This window comes from Thalassospira sp., from assembly GCF_002709775.1.
Classification (GTDB): Bacteria; Pseudomonadota; Alphaproteobacteria; order Rhodospirillales; family Thalassospiraceae; genus Thalassospira.
Genome location: NZ_PAQR01000033.1, coordinates 24,795 through 42,824, shown reverse-complemented (window position 1 = coordinate 42,824; position 18,030 = coordinate 24,795). Strand labels below are relative to the sequence as shown.

Here is an 18,030-nt window from a genome sequence, read left to right as displayed (position 1 = left end):
TCATGCTCGAATGCACCTAACCAGTATTTGCCTTACGCAGGAGCAGGTCTAGTGCGCTATGTCAGCACGCGGGGAAGCGCCCCCGTTTTGCAGTTCGATGAAGTTCTTCTTGCCGGTCTGGCCCGTGACGGGGGGCTTTATGTTCCCGAAACCTGGCCGACCTTTTCCAAGGACGACATTCGTGCGCTGCGAACTCTGACCTATGCCGAAGTGGCCTTCAAGGTGATCCAGCCGTTTGTCGCGGGTACCGTTGATGACGCCGCACTCAAGGACATTCTCGAAGATACCTATCGCGGTTTTGATCACGAAGCCGTCGCGCCGCTCAAGCAGCTTGGCCCGAATGACTGGGTGATGGAGCTGTTCCATGGTCCGACGCTTGCGTTCAAGGACTATGCACTTCAGGTGGTTGGCCGTCTGTTTGACCATGTTCTGGCCAAACGCGGCGAGCGTATCACGATTGTCGGTGCGACGTCCGGTGATACCGGGTCAGCAGCAATCGAAGCCTGCCGGGATCGTGAAAATATCGATATCTTCATCCTGCACCCGAAGGGCCGCGTTTCCGAGGTCCAGCGTCGCCAGATGACGACCATTCTGTCGGACAATGTGCATAACGTTGCCGTCGAAGGATCGTTTGACGATTGTCAGGACCTGGTCAAGGCGCTGTTTAACGACCACGGCTTCCGCGATGAAGTTGGCCTGTCGGCGGTGAATTCGATCAACTGGGCGCGTATCATGTGCCAGATCGCCTATTACTTCTGGGCGGGTGTACAGCTTGGATCGCCGGAACGTGAAATTTCATTCTCCGTACCGTCGGGCAACTTTGGCAATGTCTATGCCGGTTACGCTGCCATGCAGATGGGCCTTCCGATCAAGCAGTTCGTGGTTGGTGCCAACCGCAACGACATTCTCGCCCGCTTCTTTGAAACGGGTGTCATGAAGATGGAAGGCGTTGAGCCGTCGCTTAGCCCGTCGATGGATATTCAGGTCAGCTCGAACTTCGAACGTTTGATGTTTGATCTTTATGATCGTGATGGTCTGGCGATTGCCGAGATGCTGACCAAGTTCCGCGAGACGGGTGTTATGGAAATGTCGCAGGGCCAGTTTGGCCGCGCGCGTGAACATTTCGATGGCTATCGCCTTGATGACGGGGAAACCAAAGCCGCGATCAAGGATGTGCTGGCGACCAGTGGTGAACTGGTGGATCCGCATTCCGTGATCGGCATCGTGTCGGGCCGTCAGTGCAATCGGGACAAATCGGTACCGATGGTGGCACTGGCAACCGCACATCCGGCGAAGTTCCCGGATGCGGTCAAGCAGGCGTCGGGGATCTACCCGGACTTGCCGCCGCGTCTTTCTGATCTATATGACCGGCCTGAAATGGTCGAACCCATGTCCAATGATGTGGCTGCCTTGATGGCGCATGTCCGTAAAAATCGGCGTGCAGCCTGAGACCCGCCATGGTTGGACCTGAAATGCGAAACAGGAGTAATGCTAAATGACAGTCGAGCTCACCCGGCTTGACAATGGAATGATTGTCGCGACCGACCGTCTGGATCACGTAGAGTCGGTTGCTTTGGGCACATGGGTTAATGTTGGGGCGCGCAATGAATCGCCTGACATCAACGGCATTTCCCATATGCTTGAACATATGGCGTTCAAAGGCACGCGTCGCCGTTCCGCCCTTCAGATTTCCGAAGAAATCGAAGCTGTGGGCGGGCAGATGAATGCCTATACCTCACGCGAGAACACGGCTTATTACTGCAAGGTCCTGCACGAAGATCAGGAACTGGCGATTGATGTGATTGCCGATATCCTGCAGCACTCGACACTTGATGCGAAGGAACTTGAACGCGAACGTCAGGTCATCCTTCAGGAAATCGGTCAGGCGAATGACACGCCTGATGACATCATTTTCGACTATTTCCAGGAAACTGCCCTGCCCAATCAGGCATTGGGGCGCTCGATCCTGGGCAGTCCTGAAAATGTATCGTCGCTCAGCCGCGATGATCTGTTCGATTTCATGTCGCGCCGCTATAGCCCGCAAAACATGGTGTTTTCAGCATCCGGCAAGGTCGAACACGACCGTGTTGTCGATATGGTGTCGAAAAAGTTCGATAGCCTGCCCGCCCATGAAGAGCACGCGATTGAGCCTGCGAAATATGAAGGCGGCAGCCGGATCGAAAATCGCAAGCTTGAACAGGTCCATGTGATCATGGGGCTGCCGACCGTGTCCTACACCGATGACAGCTTCTATGACCTGCAGGTGTTCAATACCCTGCTGGGCGGTGGCATGTCATCACGCCTGTTCCAGGAAATCCGTGAAAAGCGCGGGCTGGTCTATTCGGTCTACAGCTTCTCGTCGCACTATGTCGATGGCGGCCTGTTTTCGATCTATGCCGGAACCGGCGCCAATGACATTGGCGAACTGATGCCGGTCATGTGTGATGAACTGGTGCGTGCAACCCAGGACCTCTCGGAAGAGGAAGTGACGCGTGCACGTGCGCAGCTCAAGGCATCGGTGGTGATGGCGATGGAAAGCAATTCCGGTCGCTGTGAAACCCTTGCCCGGCAGATCCAGATTTTCGGCAGACCGCAAACCATGGAAGAAATCGTCGCCAAGATCGATGCCGTCGATCTTGAAAGCGTACGCCGTTCCGGCAAGGCGTTGCTTGAAGGCAAACCGACGGTGACGGCTCTTGGTCCGGTGGATCAGATGCCAGCTTATGACGATCTGGCAGCACGCCTGCGCGGCTAAGGCCTGGACCTTTGCAAACAATAGAACGGCACCTGTCGACCCCGGCAGGTGCCGTTTCTTTTTGCTGCGATCGTTTTGCTGGTGTATCCCGATAGCATGACGGTTAGGGAAACGCACAGCATGCAATATGCCTTTGACATAGGTGGCTCGCATATCGAGTTCGGTGTTTTTGATGCGGATGGGGCGGTTGCGCTTCATCGCAAGGTCGCGACACCGCGTGATGATCGGGATGCCTTTGTTGAGACCCTTGCCGGGTTGGCGCGGGAAGCTGATCAGCAATATGACCAATGTCCTGTCGGCATCAGCCTTGCCGGTGGGGTGGATCCGAAAACCGGGGCGGTGATTTCGGCCAATATTCCAGCAATTCACGGCTGGCCGCTGGCCGCCGAACTTTCCGATGTTCTGAGCCGGACGGTTCTTGTTGAAAATGACGCCGATTGTTTTGCCCTGGCCGAGGCGACAACGGGTGCTGCCAAAAATGCCCGAACCGTCTTTGCCATCATCCTTGGTACCGGGGTCGGTGGCGGCATCGTGTTTGACGGGCAGTTTGTCGGTGGCAAAAGCGGCATTCGCGGCGAATGGGGGCATGGCAATGATGTTACCGGTTCGCTGATCCACCATGGCCTTTCATCTGTTGCCTGTGGCTGCGGACGCACCGGGTGCCTTGATAGTTGGGGCGGCGCGCGCGGGCTTGAACGCATTTATGCGCAAATCCATGGCGCGGAACTTGGCAGTCATGCCATCACCACTGCATGGCAGGCGGGGGATGACAAGGCAGCACGTGTCATCGACATTTACTGTGATCTGGTGGCGCGTGAACTCGCACTGATGGTCAATGTTCTTGATCCGGATTGCATCCCGGTCGGGGGTGGGTTGGCGTCCGAGGTGGCCCTGATTGCCGAGATCGACGTACGCGTTCGCAAGCAGGTGCTGGGCCGTTATGACGCGCCGTTGGTGGTTCCGGGTGCCCATGCCCGTGACGGCGGTTTGCGAGGGGCTGCATTGCTGCATCAGATGGCGGCGCACGCGAAATAGGGCCAATGCGGTCCGCATATCAGGAAAATGTTATCCAAGCCGAAGAATGCCCTATGCCTTGGTATGTTAAGGGTTTAGAATTTGCCGTTAGCGACTTAAATGTTGCGGTATAACAAGGCTTTATGACCGGCGTCTGGGGCAAGGCCACGCCGGTCAAAACATGGGAAACATCATGACGACCGAGTTTGAGACCGATCATCAGGCAGAAATGGCCAAAATGTTCGAACAGCGTGTTGAGGCGATCCTGAAGCTTGGCATCGAGCAGTTCGGTCTGCCTGTTGGAATCTTCAGCGCAATTGGCGAAGAGACCTATGAAATTCGCCAGGTTCTTCATCCTGAGAATGTCCTGACCCCGGGCATGGAATTCGATCTCGAAGAAACGTTTTGCAGTCAGGTGATTTCGGCCAGCAAGGTCTTTGCCTTCCACGATGTGAGCCAAAGCGAACTGGGTTCGCACCCGGCTGGTGAGAAGTTTGGTTTTGCCGCCTATCTTGGCGCACCGATCGTGGTTGAGGGCGAGTGCATCGGAACTCTTGCATTTGGCAGCACCAGCCCGGTTGCGGCCTTTGGTGAACATGACACCGATCTGGTGCAGCTGTTTGCCGATTCAATCGGCCAGACGGTTGCCCATATCCATGATCGCAAGGCGCTTGATCAGGCGCGTGCGGACCTTGAACGATCTGCTAATACCGATCCGCTGACGGGGCTTTATAACCGCCGTTACATGGAAACTGTGCTGCGCACAGAGCTTGAGCGTTCAAACCGTTATGGCAATGCGGTTGTTGTCGGCATGGTCTATTTCGACAATCTCAAGAACCTTAACGAAGACTTTGGCTATGATGCCGGTGACGCCGCGCTCAAACTGTTTGCCAACGTAGCATCGGAAATGATGCGTGAGACCGATGTGATTGCGCGTTGGAGCGACAAGGAATTCATTATCCTGATGCCTGAAACCGGGGCGGCGGGTGCGTTGAACTATCTGCAGCGCCTGACTGATCGCGTCGGTGCCGAGGACTTCCAGGCGGGCACGGAACATCCGCGGCTGACGCTAAGCGTTGGCCTTGGCATTGCGGAAGAGGGCGATACGCTTGATAAACTGGTGTCACGCGCAGACATCGCCATGCATCAGTCCAAGCAATCCTGAACGGTTAATCTCGGGAAAAATAGGGTGGCACATTCGTGTGCCGCCCAGCTGCGAGAAGCAGGCAAAAGAAAACCGCTTTGAGGAAAACCTCAAAGCGGTTTGTCTTGGCTGGGGCGGTAGGATTCGAACCTACGGTACACGATACCAAAAACCGATGCCTTACCACTTGGCCACGCCCCATCAGCGTGTGTGGCGCGGAAAATAGCGCCGTCATGCGAAGAGTGCAACCCTCTATTTGAAGGTTTTTTTATCCGCTCACTACCCTGATGTTCAGTCCGGGAAGGCCGCCCCCATATCGGCCTGTTCGCGGGTCTTTTCCGTCAGGATATGGGTGGGTGAAATCCACCAGTCCGGGTTCTGTGCCGCAATGGCATGGGCAGCACGTTCGGCCTGATCATTTGTGTCGTAGATGCCAAAACAAGTCGCTCCGCTGCCAGACATTCGGGCGAGCAGACAGCCCTCTTCACGCGCAAGCGCATTAAGTACATCGCAGATTTCGGGAAGGATCCCGGTCGCGGGCAGGGTCAGGTCATTGCCGCATTCCGAAAGGGCATCGGCAAGGGAGGCGCCACTTTGGAAGGTTTGGGCGGTATCCCATGCGCTGGTTGGGCTAAAGCCTTCGTCCGCACGGGCCTTGAAAATCTCGGGCGTTGAAACGGCTTTACCCGGATTGATCAGGACCATCGGCACGGGCGGCAGGTCGGGAAGCTCCGTGATTTCCTCGCCGATTCCCGACATCACGCAGGTTTTGCCATGCAGGCATACCGGCACATCGGCCCCGAGTGACAGGGCTATGCGAGACAGGGTCGCTTCATCCAGTTCGAGTTTCCACATCTCGCAGAGCAAGCGGATGGTAGCAGCGGCATCAGCCGATCCGCCCCCGATGCCCGAGGCAACCGGCAAGCGCTTATCAAGGATCAGGTCGGCCCCCTGTTTTGGGGTGCCAGTTTCCTGCAGCATTTTTGCTGCGCGCATTACAAGGTTGTCATCGGTGCTTTCAAGGGCAAGGTTGCCCGCCATCGGGCCGGTGATCGAAAGCGTGATTTTGTCATCATCGCGTAACTCACCGGTCAGGACATCCCCGGTCGCGGTGAAGCAGACCAGACTTTCAAGCAGGTGATAGCCGTCATCGCGTTTGCCGGTGACGTGCAGGAACAGGTTAACCTTGGCAGGCGCCTGCTGGCGATAGGTCGCAGACATCAACGTTTCTTCCCAAATGCATCAGTTCACGACAATCGGGGCCACGCTTGGTACCTGACCACTGATTTTGGCTTCTACGGTACTGCGCAGTTCTTCGGTCGGATTGAAGGACAGGGCACGGTGCCACTGGAAGCGAGCTTCGTGATAGCGCCCGATCTGCCAATAGGCATCACCCAGATGATCATTAATTGTCGGATCGTCCGGTTTCAGTTCGACAGCCTTTTCAAGCTGCTCGACCGCGTCATCAAAGCGACCGAGCTTATAGTAAACCCAGCCCAGACTATCGACGATATAGCCGTCATCAGGCTGCAGCTCGACAGCGCGCTTGAGCATGTCTTCGGCCTGATCGAAATTCATGCCCATATCAACCCAGCTATAGCCAAGATAGTTCAGCACATAGGGCTGTTCCGGTTCGATTTCGAGTGCCTGAAGGAAGTCAGCCTCGGCCTTGGCCCAGTCACCGGCCCGTTCATGGGCAATGCCACGACGATATAGCAGGCGCCAGCCAACCTGGGTCTTGCCGCCAAGGCGTTCGATGGCCCGGTCATAGGCATCGGCGGCCCCATCATATTCCTGCTGAATGCGCAGGATGTCGCCAAGCTGGATCAGGGCGTCAGGACGGTCACGGCGTTCACTGACCATGTCTTCAAGGATATCAATTGCCTCATCGGCGCGACCGATCTGCTCAAGGCTTGATGCGGTGCGCAGACGGGCATTCCAGCTGTGCGGCGAGGAAACCGGGATCGCGCTATAAACATCGATCGCGGTTTCAAAGCGGTTCTGGATTTCCATGACTTCACCGACCAGAAGACGGGTGATGTCATCATCCGGGCGCAGCGACAGCGAATAGCGCGCCATCAGCAAGGATGGATCAACCGCATTTTCCTGGCTGAGCAGGGTGGCGATATCAAGGTAAGCCTCTGCCAGCCCCTCGGCCGGGGTCAGCATGGTTGCGATGGGCGGTTCTTCGCGCTCAAGCCGTTTCAGATGGAACGGCATGGCAAGCGATTGCGGATGCCGGTCCATGTAGCTTTCATAGAGAAGCGATGCCTTTTGCACCTGTCCTTTGCGCTCGTAAACGGCACCCAATGCCTCGGCCGCGCGCAAAGGTGCGTCAGCCGGATCGCCGTAAGCACTGGCAAGGGCCCGTTCGGCTGCGTCAAAGTCACCAAAGTGGGCCAGGATCAGACCGCGATGATATTCCGAAAGCGGGTTCAGCGCGCCGTTGCCCTGCATGCCATCGAGGGCTGCCATGGCGGGGGCCTTTTGATCAAGCCCGGTATAGAGCCACGCCTTGGCAAGTGGGGCGATCAGGGCGTTGATGCCGCGTTCGGGCAGGCTTGAGACGATATCAAGTGCATCCTGATAACGGTTTTCGCGAATGGCCCCGTCCATAACGGTCAGGGCGGCAAACAGGTCCTGATCATTTTCAGATTGCAGCTGAATCGCGATGTCGAGCGCATCACTGATGCGACCATCGCTGATCAGGGCGAGAAACGCACGACGGCGGAGTTCGGCATTATCGGGGTCAAGTTCATGGGCGCGCAAAAGATACTGCGCAGCATAGCCCGACTGGCTTTCAATCTGGGCGGCCTTGCCAGCCAGGAAGTTACCAGAAAACCCGTTGGATTGCGGATACTCGAAGACGGCATCGTCGCTGCTCTGCGGCATGGTGCCACAGGCTGAAAGCGCAACAGCTGTCATCGGGATGAGGAGGTGTAACAGTTTACGTTTCAAAGGCTTTTCCTGCGTCCGCAATTCGGGTTCGGCGATGTCGAGTTTGGCCCATCGCCATAGTGAATTTCGGGTTTAGCCTACTCAGTCGGCAATTATAAGGCAAAGCATTTGCAACACGGAACCATGTGCAAAGCGCACACATTGAAGTGAAATCACATTCAAGCCGCAAAATGGGTCGCCAATAAGGTGGTTTTGCCCGGTTCGCGCCTAGCAATAAAGCGGGCGTTTGGCCGGGACATCAAGCTGTTTGCCGATGACTTCGCGGGCCTGCTTGGCAAACTGCGAGCGCTGACCAACCGGTGCGACGGTTTCAAGAACGGCAATCGCCTTTTCAAGGCCGACCGCCTTGGACAGGAACCAACCCGCCAGATAGCTTGATGACAGGCAGCCGCCACTGGTTACGATGTTGCCCTGCGCAACCAGCGGGCGGTCTTCGATCACGGCGTCGGTGCGCGCAATCAACGGGCGGGTTTTGGTATCGGTCGTGACTGTCGCTGGCAGAAGTCCCATGCGATAGAGAAATAGAACGCCCGAGCATTGTGCGCCGATGAGCTGGCGGGATGGATCAAGCGATAGCTGCTTCATGATGTCCGGATCATTGATGTGATCGCGCGAATGAATGCCGCTGCCCAGAAGAACTGCATCGGCTTCCTGTGCAAAGGACAGGGGCTTTTGCACGGATACAGAAACGCCGTTCATTGACGTAACACTGTCACCGGTGCCAGTGATTTCGGCATGAACGCCATCGGCCTTGGCACGGTTTAAAATCGCCAAGGCGACGAAGCTGTCGAGTTCGTTGAAGCCTTCTAGTGTCACGATCGCGATTTTCATATCGTTCTTGCCTGCGGTTTAAAAAGGGCCGGTATTGAACGCGCAGATTGAAATTGAAACAAGTAAAATCTTATAAGCCATTCTTCCCAGGCCAAACCAATCATCAGACCAAAAGAAAAAGGCCCGCACGAGGCGGACCTTTTTATGTGACGAAAGCCGTAAGGCTTACATATTCGGGTAGTTTGGCCCGCCGCCACCTTCGGGCACGACCCAAACGATGTTCTGGGTCGGGTCCTTGATGTCGCAGGTCTTACAATGCACGCAGTTCTGCGCGTTGATCTGCAGACGCTTGCCACCATTGTCTTCGTCTTCGACGAATTCATAAACACCGGCCGGGCAGAAGCGGGCTTCGGGCCCGTCATAGACGGCAAGGTTGGTGTTCACCGGAACACTGGCATCTTTCAGCGTCAGGTGGATGGGCTGATCTTCACCATGGTTGGTGTTGGACAGGAAGACCGATGACAGCTTGTCGAAGCTGACTTTGCCATCCGGTTTCGGATAGTCGATCTTCGGCATGTCCTTTGCCGGTTTCAGGCAGGAATGGTCTTCGTGGTTTTTGAAGGTCCAGGGTGCCTTGCCACCGAACAGATAGGTATCAACCGCACTATAGGCCATGCCACCCCAGAAGCCCCATTTGGCGAAGCTCGGACGGATGTTACGTACCTTGTGCAACTCCGGATAGACCCAGCTGTCTTTAAGGCGCTTGGGATAGCTATCCATCTGTGCCGGGACTTCGTCAGCAGTCAGTGCTTCGAATGCGGCCTCGGCGGCCAGCATGCCGGTTTTCATCGCGGTGTGCGAACCCTTGATCTTCGGCACGTTCATGAAGCCGGCCGAACACCCGATCAGGCAACCGCCCGGGAATACGAGATCCGGGATCGACTGGAAGCCACCTTCATTCAGCGCGCGTGCGCCGTAAGAGATACGACGACCGTTTTCAAAGATCTTGCGGATTTCCGGATGCGTCTTGAAACGCTGGAATTCCTCAAACGGGCTGAGATGCGGGTTTTCGTAATCCAGACCGATGACGAAACCAACAACCACCTGGTTGTTATCAAGATGATACAGGAACGACCCGCCATAGGTGTCCTTGTTCAGCGGCCAGCCAACGGTGTGCTGAATAAGGCCTTCCTTATGGACTTCGGGATCAACTTCCCAGAGTTCCTTGATGCCGATGCCATAGGTCTGCGGATCGGAATTCTTGCGCAGATCAAATTTCTTGATCAGCTGTTCGGAAAGCGAGCCACGGCAACCTTCGGCAAAGAAGGTGTATTTGGCGTGCAGTTCCATACCCGGTTCGTGGTTCGGGCCCGGCGTGCCGTCACGCTGCAGGCCCATATCGCCGGTGGCGATACCCTTGACCGAACCGTCTTCGTTAAACAGAACTTCGGCAGCGGCAAAGCCCGGGTAAACTTCGACACCCAGTGCTTCGGCCTGTTCGCCAAGCCAGCGGCAAACGTTGCCGAGGCTGACGATATAGTTGCCCTTGTTATGCATCTGCGGCGGGGTCGGCAGCTTTTTCGCGCCGGTTTCGCTCAGCATCAGGAACTGGTCTTCGCCTGCAGGCACGTTCAGCGGTGCACCGCGTTCTTTCCAGTCCGGGAAAAGTTCGTTGATCGAGCGCGGTTCCATCACGGCACCCGACAGGGTGTGTGCGCCGACCTCGGAACCTTTTTCAACCACGCAGACGGTGATTTCTTTTTCCTGTTCCTGGGCGAGTTGCATCAGCTTGATGGCCGCTGACAGACCGGACACACCGGCGCCAACAACGACCACGTCAAATTCCATGGATTCCCGTTCCATTTGGCCTCTCTCCTTTGGCTGGCGACCTTATCGAACTGTTCCCGTTCGTTGGCCGTGAGCCGGTATTCACCGTTCAGGGTCTCGCCCAAGCCCTGATTTCTCAGATATTCTTACTGGATAAAGCTATACCGATCATGGGATCGGTTGACAATCCATAGTCATGAACGGTGTCGCGTTTGTACTCTGGCACAAAGGACCCAAAATCGTATAAGGTCTTCCCAAGCAGTGCCCGCGATCCCGTTCGCGGTGCAACATACATCGCCTTTGTGTAGATGAGCAAACCAATTACAGACTTTGATGTAAATAATCTCGACCCGTTCGAGGCCCTTGTCTGGCAATTTGAAATGGGCGCGGACGAGGCCATCGCCGACGAGCCGCTTGACCGTTTCAAGGCATCCGAAAGCCTGCGCCAGAATGCCGCCAACCGGCAGGGCTTTGGTGCGGCAGCACGGCCAGGTGTACAGCGCGCGGCAGGTGCGTTTGCACGTCCGGCACAGGCGGCTGGCTCTGGCCCGGTACCGATGCCTGCGGGGGCAGATGGCGGGTTCCTGTTATCTGATACACCGCACGAAGCCCGGCAATCTGCACGCGACGCAGCGGCTGCTGCAAACAGTCTTGAGGAACTCAAGGCGGCGATTGAAAAGTTCGAGGGTTGCGCGCTTAAGAAATCGGCCAGTAACACCGTGTTTGGCACCGGCAATGTCGAGGCCAAGCTGGTTCTGGTCGGCGAAGCGCCCGGTGCCGAAGAGGACCGTCAGGGGGTTCCGTTCGTCGGGCCGAGTGGCAAGTTGCTTGATGCCATGTTGAGATCCATCGGTCTTGCACGGGAAGAAGTTTACATCACCAATATCCTGCCCTGGCGCCCGCCGGGAAACCGTCAGCCGACCACTGCCGAAGTTGCGGTGTGTGAGCCGTTTGTCCGTCGTCATCTTGAGCTAATCGGACCGAAGGTTGTGGTCTGTCTTGGTGGTAGTTCGGCCAAAACCCTGATGGAAGAGGATCGCGGGATTACGCGTTTGCGCGGCACGTGGAAGGAAGTTTCCTTTGCCGATGGCAAAAAAGCCGACCTGACCGCGATGTTCCATCCGGCCTATCTTCTGCGGACGCCGGAACAAAAGCGCCTTGCCTGGCGTGACCTTCGCGCGATTGCGCAGAAGCTTTAGGCGGTGAATTCTCCTACCCTAAGGAATTGGCAATAATCTAGCTGTATGCATAGGAGATATGCATGCATTTGGAGTGCTGTCTTGGCTTTGCGCCAAGTGATTGATTCCAGATAAATGATTTCGCGGTTTGGGTGTTTGCTGCTATAAGGAGGACCGTTGCACAAGGGGGAACACCGACGGCAACGGGTTGCGAGACCAAACTGCTTCGGGATAAACACGCGGCTTGAAAACAAGCCTCGTTGGGGAAACTGATTTTGATCGAAGCAATAAGAACACGCCTGCCGGGTGTAAAAAACACCGTAAGGCAGGGACTTTTCTTTGCGTTTGTTGGCACCATGACCGTCATGGGGGCCGCGTTACCTGCTGCTGCGAGCACGCAGGAACAGGCAGCGCTTGGCAGTCCTGTCCTTGATGACGCGCTTTCGACCCTTATCCCCCGGCCGCTTTCCGAACGTGACGCAGAACTTTACGAACAGATTTTTGCCGTGCAGGAGCAAGGTCGGTGGGATGATGCCGACCGCCTGATTTCGCGCCTGTCTGATGATGTCCTGATGGGGCATGTGATGGCGCAGCGTTATCTGCATCCGACGGCCTACCGTTCGCGTTACAAGGAACTGAAAAACTGGCTGGCAGAATATGCTGACCATCCGCAGGCACCGCGCATCTACAAGCTTGCGCTGACACGCCGTGGTTCGGCCAATTACCCGAAAAAGCCGGTCGGCAGTTATGTTTCAGGTGCGGGTTATGATTACGAAAACATCACGCCCTATTATCACAAGTCATCGAAAAAGCTGTCTTCCAAGCAGCGTTCGCGCGTTGCGACACTGAAGCGTCGTATTCGCCATCGCATTGGCAGTGGCTGGCCGACCGGGGCGCTGGAAGTTCTTGAAAGCGACGAAGCACAGCGTCTGTTTGATGCCTATGAGCAGGACCATGCCAAGGCCGCGATTGCATCGGGCTATTATTACTTTGGCAAGCCCGACCTTGCGTTGAAATATGCTGGTGAGGCGGCAAAGCGTTCGGGCAAATATTTGCCGCAGGCGCATTGGACTGCGGGCCTAACCGCGTGGCGTCTGAACAAGATGGATGAGTCGCACGCGCATTTCGCAGCGCTTAGCACCAACAAATATGCATCAAGCTGGACCCGCACCGCCGGTGCATTCTGGGCCGGGCGTATTGATCTGGCCGCTGGCCGCTTTGATGAAGCCGATGCCATGTTGAACCGGGCGGCGGAATATCCTCGCTCCTTCTATGGTCAGTTGGCGATGCGCGCGCTTGGCCGCGATGACGTGTTTGACTGGGACAGCCTTGAGCTTGATGAAAACCGTGCCAACAAGCTGAAGCTTGATCCGCATGGACGTCGTGCGCTGTCGCTGCTGCAGGTTGGTCAGCGCGATGAAGCCGAACGCGAATTGCGCAAGGCCGCAGCAAAGGATGACGATTCGCTGCGCCGTGCTGTTCTGGCCCTGACCGATACTGCGAATTTTGCATCGCTTACCATGCGTCTTGGCAGCTATATCGCGCAGAAGACCGGTGATGTGTTTGTTAACGCGCTGTACCCCGTGCCGCCATGGGCGCCGGAAGGTGGCTATGAAGTTGACCGTGCGGTGATCTATGCCTTCATGCGTCAGGAATCGGGTTTCAACACCGATGCGCGCAGCCATGCCGGTGCGCGTGGTCTGATGCAGCTGATGCCGGCAACGGCGAGCTATATCGGCAATACGCGTTATCGCGGTGAAAAGCGTGCCGAGCTGTATCAGCCGGAAATCAACCTTGCCCTTGGGCAGAAATATGTTGATCACCTGCTTGAGCAGAATGGCGTTGATAACGGCTTCCTGCAGTTGATGGCGGCTTATAACGGTGGCATTGGCAATCTTGGCCGCTGGCAGAAGGCGCTTAAGGACAATGTCGATCCGTTGTATTTCATCGAAAGTATTCCGTCGCGTGAAACACGTCTGTTTATCGAACGCGTGATGGCAAACCTTTGGATGTATCGTTCGCGCTTTGGTCAGGAAACACCGTCGCTTGATCTTCTGGCAGCTGGTGAATGGCCGACCTATCAGCCGCAGGATCAGGACACGGACCGTGGCCTGACCGCGCAGCGCTAGGCGATCGCTTCCTGCGATGACAGCCCATAACGGCGACGGACCGCACAAGCACCCAAACAAAGACAAGGACCGTGCCCCGGATCAGGGGACGGTCCTTGATCGTATCAAGATGCCGCCGATGAGTGGCGAGGAAGCCCTGCGACGGTTTGGCGAAGGGCATTCAGCGCAAAATGGTGGTGGGAGCGTAACCAAGCCCGGTGAGCTTGAGACACTTCATCCGATCATGAAGCTGGTTGCCCTTGGCGGGACATTGTTCCTGATTGTCGCGGTGTTGCTGGGCGTGCTGTATCTGTTCGCCGCCTGAGATCAACTATCCAACCTAATCGGCGTTGATCGCGGTATCTGCATCTGATTGCAGGGCCTTGATTTCGCTTGCCGTGGCATTGCCAAGCGGGTCGTCCTTGGGCAGGTCGCGATAAAGATCGCCAAGCACGCGAAGGGCCTGGTCAGGCTTGCCGTTCTGTTTCAGCATCATGCCGTAATAATAGCGCGCCAGAAGATGGTTGGGCATCTGACCCAGTGCATGCAGGACAAGATCGCGGGATGTATTGTCGATCTGCCCGTCCTGGGCGGTGATGCGGGTATCGGCATATTCGATGGCAAGCAACGGATTGTGCCCCGACAGGGCATAGGCCTGGGCAAAGGCGGCAACCGCGCGTTCAATATTGCCAAGGCGAAGTGATCCGCGGGCCAAGGCGACCCAGCCCTGAAGATTGCGCGGGTTGACCTCAAGCGAGACGACAATCTGATCAAGCAGGCGGCGGATCTGCTGGTCGGTCTGGAAATCGGGGTCGGTGGCGTTATCCGCAACGGCGGCGGCGGCCGCAAGGTTACGTTCGCCGGCACGCTCCGCATAGGGGCGCGCGGGTAGGGTCGGGCTGCCCAGCATGGCATAAAGGCCCAAGGCCGCAATCACCGGCAGGGCAGCAAAGGTCACGCGGCGCGCACGCGATCCGTGACCCGTTGATTTCGGCAGGCTCGCATAAAGGGCGGCACCTGCCAGAATTGCCAGAACAGTCAGGCCAACCCAGATCACCGGAAACCTCCGATCGGGTGGCGATATGTCAGGCGGTTAAGCTTCATTCGGATTTGCCGTTATCTTTTGAAGTGCCAAGAAGCTCGTCCAGACGGGCCTGTTCATCCTTGGATAGCGACGCGGACGCCGTGCTGCCATCGCGCTTCTTGCGGCGATAGAAGGCAAAAACAGCCAGCATTGCCAGAAGCACCAGCACCACCGGGCTTGCCCACAGGATGTAGGTTTCAGGCTTCAGCGGCGGGTTCAAAAGAACATAGTCGCCGTAGCGCGCAACGATATAGTCAATGACTTCTTCGTTGTCATCGCCCGCAATCAGGCGTTCGCGCACCAGCACACGAAGGTCACGCGCCAGTTCGGCATCAGAATCATCAATCGACTGGTTCTGACAAACAAGGCAGCGCAGTTCCTTGCTGATTTCGCGCGCGCGTTCTTCCAGAACCGGATTGGACAGCATTTCATCCGGATTGACGGCAAATGCGGGGCTCGCCGCCATGACGGGCAGCAGAATGGCAAGGGCACCAAAAACGAGTTTGAAGCGTCTGATCATCCCTTTAACTCCTCGATTTTGGGCATAAGGACCTTTTCAAGGACTTCGACTGTGACTGGGCCGACATGCTTGTATCTGATTTGCCCGTTACCATCGATGATGAAGGTTTCCGGGACGCCATAGACGCCAAAATCAATGCCCGTACGGCCTGAAATATCCATGCCGACTGCGGCATAGGGATCGCCAAGCTCATCAAGCCACTTTACCCCGTCCTGCGGGTCCTTTTCCTTGTAGTTCAGGCCATAGACCGGCACAGAAGCTTCGCGCGACAGGCGTTTGATCAGCGGGTGTTCTGCGCGGCACGGGATGCACCAGCTTGCAAAGACGTTGAGAACCGAAACGTTGCCCTTGGTCAAATCCGCACGCGACAGGCCGTGATCCCGACCGGGAAGCGGCGGCAGCGAGAATTCCGGTGCCGGTTTATCGATCAGGACCGATGGCACAACAGAGGCGTCCTTGTCGATATTGAGCAAAAACACCCCGGCCAAGGCGGCAAACAAAACCAGCGGGATTACAGCGATCGAAAATCTCATGAAGTAGAAACTCCAGGCTTCTTAAGGCGCAGGATTACGCGCGTGAGGATGCTGAAGCATCCCCCGATCAACATTAATAACATGCCGCCCCAGACCCAGGGCATCATGGGCAGATAATGAACTGTTACCACCCGGCCACCATCATCATCGCGGTCGCCGATTGAAACATGCAAATCACCATCGCGACCATGCCAGATGTCGGCTTCGCGGGTTTCAACGCCGCGGATCGGGTAATAGCGGATTTCAGGGAACAGCTCGGTCACGGGCTGGGAATGACGATACAGGATAAAGGTCGCCTGACGGGTGGCATAGTTTTCACCGGCCAGAAGCGAGACACCTTCATATTGCAGGTTATAGGGGCCCGCCTGAATGCTTTGACCGGCACGGGCGGACACAACAACCTGTTCTTCCCAGATGCTGCTGGCTGATCCACCGGCAATCAGGACTGCCAAGCCGATATGGGCCAGCGTCATGCTGACATAGCGGGGACCCAGAAGTTGCAGATTGCGATATTTGCTTTCACCATGTTCCGGGTGGCGCCACAGCCGCGCCCAAAGGTCACTTAAGGATGCGGTCAAAATCCATCCGGCAAGGCCGATCCCGATCAGCGGTGCCGGCGACAGGTCGATAAAGCGGATCGAAACGAACAGGACCGTAATCAGCGACAGGATCGCCGCCAGTTTCATGCGCCGCCCAATCATCCACAATTCATCCTGCCGCCAGCGCAACGCCGGGGCAAAGGCCATCAGGAACATCAGGGGAAGAACGATGGGCACGAGCACTTCGACATAAAATGGTGCACCGACCGTGATCGGCTCGCCGGTGATCCATTGCAAGACCAGCGGATAGATCGTGCCGATCAGAACCACAGCCGCAATCAGGGCCAGCATCACGCTGTTGAGGAACATCGCACTTTCGCGCGAGATGACCTCGAAACAGCGGCCTTCGCCCATCTGATCGACTGACCGCCAGAATAGGTAATAGGCGGCGGCAAAAACCAAGCAGAACCCGATCAGAAGACCGTTGCTATCGATCGGCAGGATCTGTGTTTCGGGAAGCGGCGCAAACAGATCAGAGCGGGTCAGGTAAACCCCGAACCATCCAACCGCAAGCGTCGTGATCCCCAAAAACGCCGTCCAGCTGCGCAGGGTTTCGGTTTTTTCCAGAACCGCGCGGCAATGCAGAAGGGCGGGGGCGAGCAGCCATGGCAAAAGCAGACTGTTTTCCGATGTGTCCCAATACCACCAGCCGCCCCATGCCTGTTCGCTATAGGACCGATAGGCATTGATCGCAATCGCGGTGCCAAGACAGACCCAGCTTGCAATCGTCCATGACCGCATGGTTTCGGCAAACTGGCGGTCAATCCGGTTATCCAGCAAGCCAGCCAGTGTCAGAGCAAAGATCCCGGCAAGCCCGGCAAGCCCCAGATAAAGGAACGGTTCGCGCAGGACCTTGAGCAGGTCCTGATTTTGCGGGTTCATGCCGCGACCATCAAGCGGCACCACGGTCACGCGCAGGAACGGATCAGCATCAATCAGGGTGACAACGCCCAAAACCGCTATCAGCATGCCAAGAATGGAAAGGGTATTGCGGGCAAAGCGATCGGTATCAAGACTTGCTGATTTGCGCAACTGAAACGCCAGCAAAAGGTTCACTAGCGACAAGGCCACAAGCCACAGCAACATCGCCCCGCCGTCCGGCGTGAATGCAGCCCCGATGCGATACAGCAGCGGAGTGGAAGAATGGCTGACATCGGTGACGACGGGCAGGGTGAAGTCACTGACGATAAAGGCGTTTAGCAATGCGCCCTCGGCCAGAAGACCCAGCAGAAGGATGGCAATCGGCAGCAGGAACAGGTTGGCAGGTTTCGCAACGATTGGTGCCAAGGCGCCATGGGCGTTGCCATCGTTGTCATTGTCATCGGGGAAGTCGGGGCTGCCGGCCGGGGTAGCGGGGGCCTTTTGCGGGGAGAACATGCGCAGGGATGAGCGCAGCCAAAGCGGGCTGAACAGAACGGCCTGTCCAATTCCCGTGACCACCATCAGAAGCAGGGCAAAATGTCCTAACTCTGCAAGCATGTGCGTCTAAGGCTTCCCCAATAGTTCCCCTGTGACCTATTGCCTGATCGGTGGGGTCCA

15 protein-coding genes and 1 tRNA gene are annotated in these 18,030 nt (G+C 56.6%); 7 read left to right on the top strand and 9 right to left on the bottom strand.

Features of this window, described 5'->3' with window-relative positions:
- The first annotated feature begins 51 nt into the window (after window positions 1-51).
- The 4 genes from thrC to CMO10_RS12400 all read left to right on the top strand — a co-directional run bounded on the left by thrC (window position 52) and on the right by CMO10_RS12400 (window position 4,934).
- Complete coding sequence (gene thrC, locus CMO10_RS12415) at window positions 52-1,449, top strand: threonine synthase (protein ID WP_297022586.1); 1,398 nt, start codon at window positions 52-54, stop codon at window positions 1,447-1,449.
- 46 nt (window positions 1,450-1,495) lie between these two features.
- Window positions 1,496-2,755 carry a M16 family metallopeptidase gene (locus CMO10_RS12410; RefSeq protein WP_297022583.1) on the top strand — a complete coding sequence of 420 codons (1,260 nt, stop codon included), beginning with the start codon at window positions 1,496-1,498 and terminating at the stop codon, window positions 2,753-2,755.
- Between the two features lie 120 nt (window positions 2,756-2,875).
- Complete coding sequence (locus CMO10_RS12405; protein WP_297022580.1) at window positions 2,876-3,790, top strand: ROK family protein; 915 nt, start codon at window positions 2,876-2,878, stop codon at window positions 3,788-3,790.
- Window positions 3,791-3,962: 172 nt separating this feature from the next.
- Window positions 3,963-4,934, top strand: a complete 972-nt coding sequence (locus tag CMO10_RS12400) for a sensor domain-containing diguanylate cyclase (protein WP_297022578.1) — start codon at window positions 3,963-3,965, stop codon at window positions 4,932-4,934.
- 105 nt (window positions 4,935-5,039) lie between these two features.
- Here the strand turns inward: CMO10_RS12400 and CMO10_RS12395 are convergent.
- From CMO10_RS12395 to CMO10_RS12375, 5 genes are all read right to left on the bottom strand, one after another.
- A tRNA-Gln gene (locus CMO10_RS12395) sits at window positions 5,040-5,114 on the bottom strand.
- 90 nt (window positions 5,115-5,204) lie between these two features.
- Window positions 5,205-6,134: a 4-(cytidine 5'-diphospho)-2-C-methyl-D-erythritol kinase gene (locus CMO10_RS12390; protein WP_297022575.1), complete on the bottom strand. Its 930-nt coding sequence runs from the start codon at window positions 6,132-6,134 to the stop codon at window positions 5,205-5,207.
- A 21-nt stretch (window positions 6,135-6,155) separates the two neighbouring features.
- The gene (locus CMO10_RS12385; RefSeq protein WP_297022573.1) at window positions 6,156-7,871 is read right to left on the bottom strand and encodes a tetratricopeptide repeat protein; all 1,716 of its coding nucleotides are present in this window, start codon (window positions 7,869-7,871) and stop codon (window positions 6,156-6,158) included.
- Between the two features lie 207 nt (window positions 7,872-8,078).
- Window positions 8,079-8,702 carry a DJ-1/PfpI family protein gene (locus tag CMO10_RS12380; protein ID WP_297022570.1) on the bottom strand — a complete coding sequence of 208 codons (624 nt, stop codon included), beginning with the start codon at window positions 8,700-8,702 and terminating at the stop codon, window positions 8,079-8,081.
- Window positions 8,703-8,867: 165 nt separating this feature from the next.
- Window positions 8,868-10,505 carry an electron transfer flavoprotein-ubiquinone oxidoreductase gene (locus CMO10_RS12375; RefSeq protein WP_297022568.1) on the bottom strand — a complete coding sequence of 546 codons (1,638 nt, stop codon included), beginning with the start codon at window positions 10,503-10,505 and terminating at the stop codon, window positions 8,868-8,870.
- Window positions 10,506-10,777: 272 nt separating this feature from the next.
- Here CMO10_RS12375 and CMO10_RS12370 point away from each other — a divergent pair, with 272 nt between their 5' ends.
- The 3 genes from CMO10_RS12370 (at window position 10,778) to CMO10_RS12360 (ending at window position 14,080) form a co-directional block, all read left to right on the top strand.
- Window positions 10,778-11,668: a uracil-DNA glycosylase gene (locus tag CMO10_RS12370; protein WP_297022565.1), complete on the top strand. Its 891-nt coding sequence runs from the start codon at window positions 10,778-10,780 to the stop codon at window positions 11,666-11,668.
- A gap of 254 nt (window positions 11,669-11,922) precedes the next feature.
- Window positions 11,923-13,776 carry a lytic transglycosylase domain-containing protein gene (locus tag CMO10_RS12365; protein WP_044828182.1) on the top strand — a complete coding sequence of 618 codons (1,854 nt, stop codon included), beginning with the start codon at window positions 11,923-11,925 and terminating at the stop codon, window positions 13,774-13,776.
- Between the two features lie 16 nt (window positions 13,777-13,792).
- Complete coding sequence (locus CMO10_RS12360; RefSeq protein WP_297022561.1) at window positions 13,793-14,080, top strand: hypothetical protein; 288 nt, start codon at window positions 13,793-13,795, stop codon at window positions 14,078-14,080.
- 15 nt (window positions 14,081-14,095) lie between these two features.
- Here the strand turns inward: CMO10_RS12360 and CMO10_RS12355 are convergent, their stop codons facing one another.
- Genes CMO10_RS12355 through CMO10_RS12340 form a run of 4 tightly spaced genes read right to left on the bottom strand, consistent with a single transcriptional unit; the run spans window position 14,096 to window position 17,970 of the window.
- Complete coding sequence (locus CMO10_RS12355; RefSeq protein ID WP_297022559.1) at window positions 14,096-14,812, bottom strand: tetratricopeptide repeat protein; 717 nt, start codon at window positions 14,810-14,812, stop codon at window positions 14,096-14,098.
- Window positions 14,813-14,855: 43 nt separating this feature from the next.
- Window positions 14,856-15,359 (bottom strand): cytochrome c-type biogenesis protein, encoded by a 504-nt coding sequence (locus tag CMO10_RS12350; RefSeq protein ID WP_297022557.1) that lies wholly within the window; start codon window positions 15,357-15,359, stop codon window positions 14,856-14,858.
- Complete coding sequence (locus CMO10_RS12345; RefSeq protein WP_044827687.1) at window positions 15,356-15,892, bottom strand: DsbE family thiol:disulfide interchange protein; 537 nt, start codon at window positions 15,890-15,892, stop codon at window positions 15,356-15,358. Before CMO10_RS12345 ends, CMO10_RS12350 begins: the two co-directional genes overlap by 4 nt.
- The gene (locus CMO10_RS12340; RefSeq protein ID WP_297022552.1) at window positions 15,889-17,970 is read right to left on the bottom strand and encodes a heme lyase CcmF/NrfE family subunit; all 2,082 of its coding nucleotides are present in this window, start codon (window positions 17,968-17,970) and stop codon (window positions 15,889-15,891) included. The genes CMO10_RS12345 and CMO10_RS12340 overlap by 4 nt, the downstream gene beginning before the upstream one ends.
- Window positions 17,971-18,030: the final 60 nt, after the last annotated feature.

Excerpts from the sequence above, each read along its gene's own strand:
- CMO10_RS12410 (WP_297022583.1), top strand. The coding sequence starts at position 1,496 with ATGACAGTCGAGCTCACCCGGCTTGACAATGGAATGATTGTCGCGACC.
- CMO10_RS12405 (WP_297022580.1), top strand. The coding sequence starts at position 2,876 with ATGCAATATGCCTTTGACATAGGTGGCTCGCATATCGAGTTCGGTGTT.
- CMO10_RS12400 (WP_297022578.1), top strand. The coding sequence starts at position 3,963 with ATGACGACCGAGTTTGAGACCGATCATCAGGCAGAAATGGCCAAAATG.
- CMO10_RS12390 (WP_297022575.1), bottom strand. The coding sequence starts at position 6,134 with ATGTCTGCGACCTATCGCCAGCAGGCGCCTGCCAAGGTTAACCTGTTC.
- CMO10_RS12380 (WP_297022570.1), bottom strand. The coding sequence starts at position 8,702 with ATGAAAATCGCGATCGTGACACTAGAAGGCTTCAACGAACTCGACAGC.
- CMO10_RS12375 (WP_297022568.1), bottom strand. The coding sequence starts at position 10,505 with ATGGAACGGGAATCCATGGAATTTGACGTGGTCGTTGTTGGCGCCGGT.
- CMO10_RS12370 (WP_297022565.1), top strand. The coding sequence starts at position 10,778 with ATGAGCAAACCAATTACAGACTTTGATGTAAATAATCTCGACCCGTTC.
- CMO10_RS12360 (WP_297022561.1), top strand. The coding sequence starts at position 13,793 with ATGACAGCCCATAACGGCGACGGACCGCACAAGCACCCAAACAAAGAC.
- CMO10_RS12350 (WP_297022557.1), bottom strand. The coding sequence starts at position 15,359 with ATGATCAGACGCTTCAAACTCGTTTTTGGTGCCCTTGCCATTCTGCTG.
- CMO10_RS12345 (WP_044827687.1), bottom strand. The coding sequence starts at position 15,892 with ATGAGATTTTCGATCGCTGTAATCCCGCTGGTTTTGTTTGCCGCCTTG.
- CMO10_RS12340 (WP_297022552.1), bottom strand. The coding sequence starts at position 17,970 with ATGCTTGCAGAGTTAGGACATTTTGCCCTGCTTCTGATGGTGGTCACG.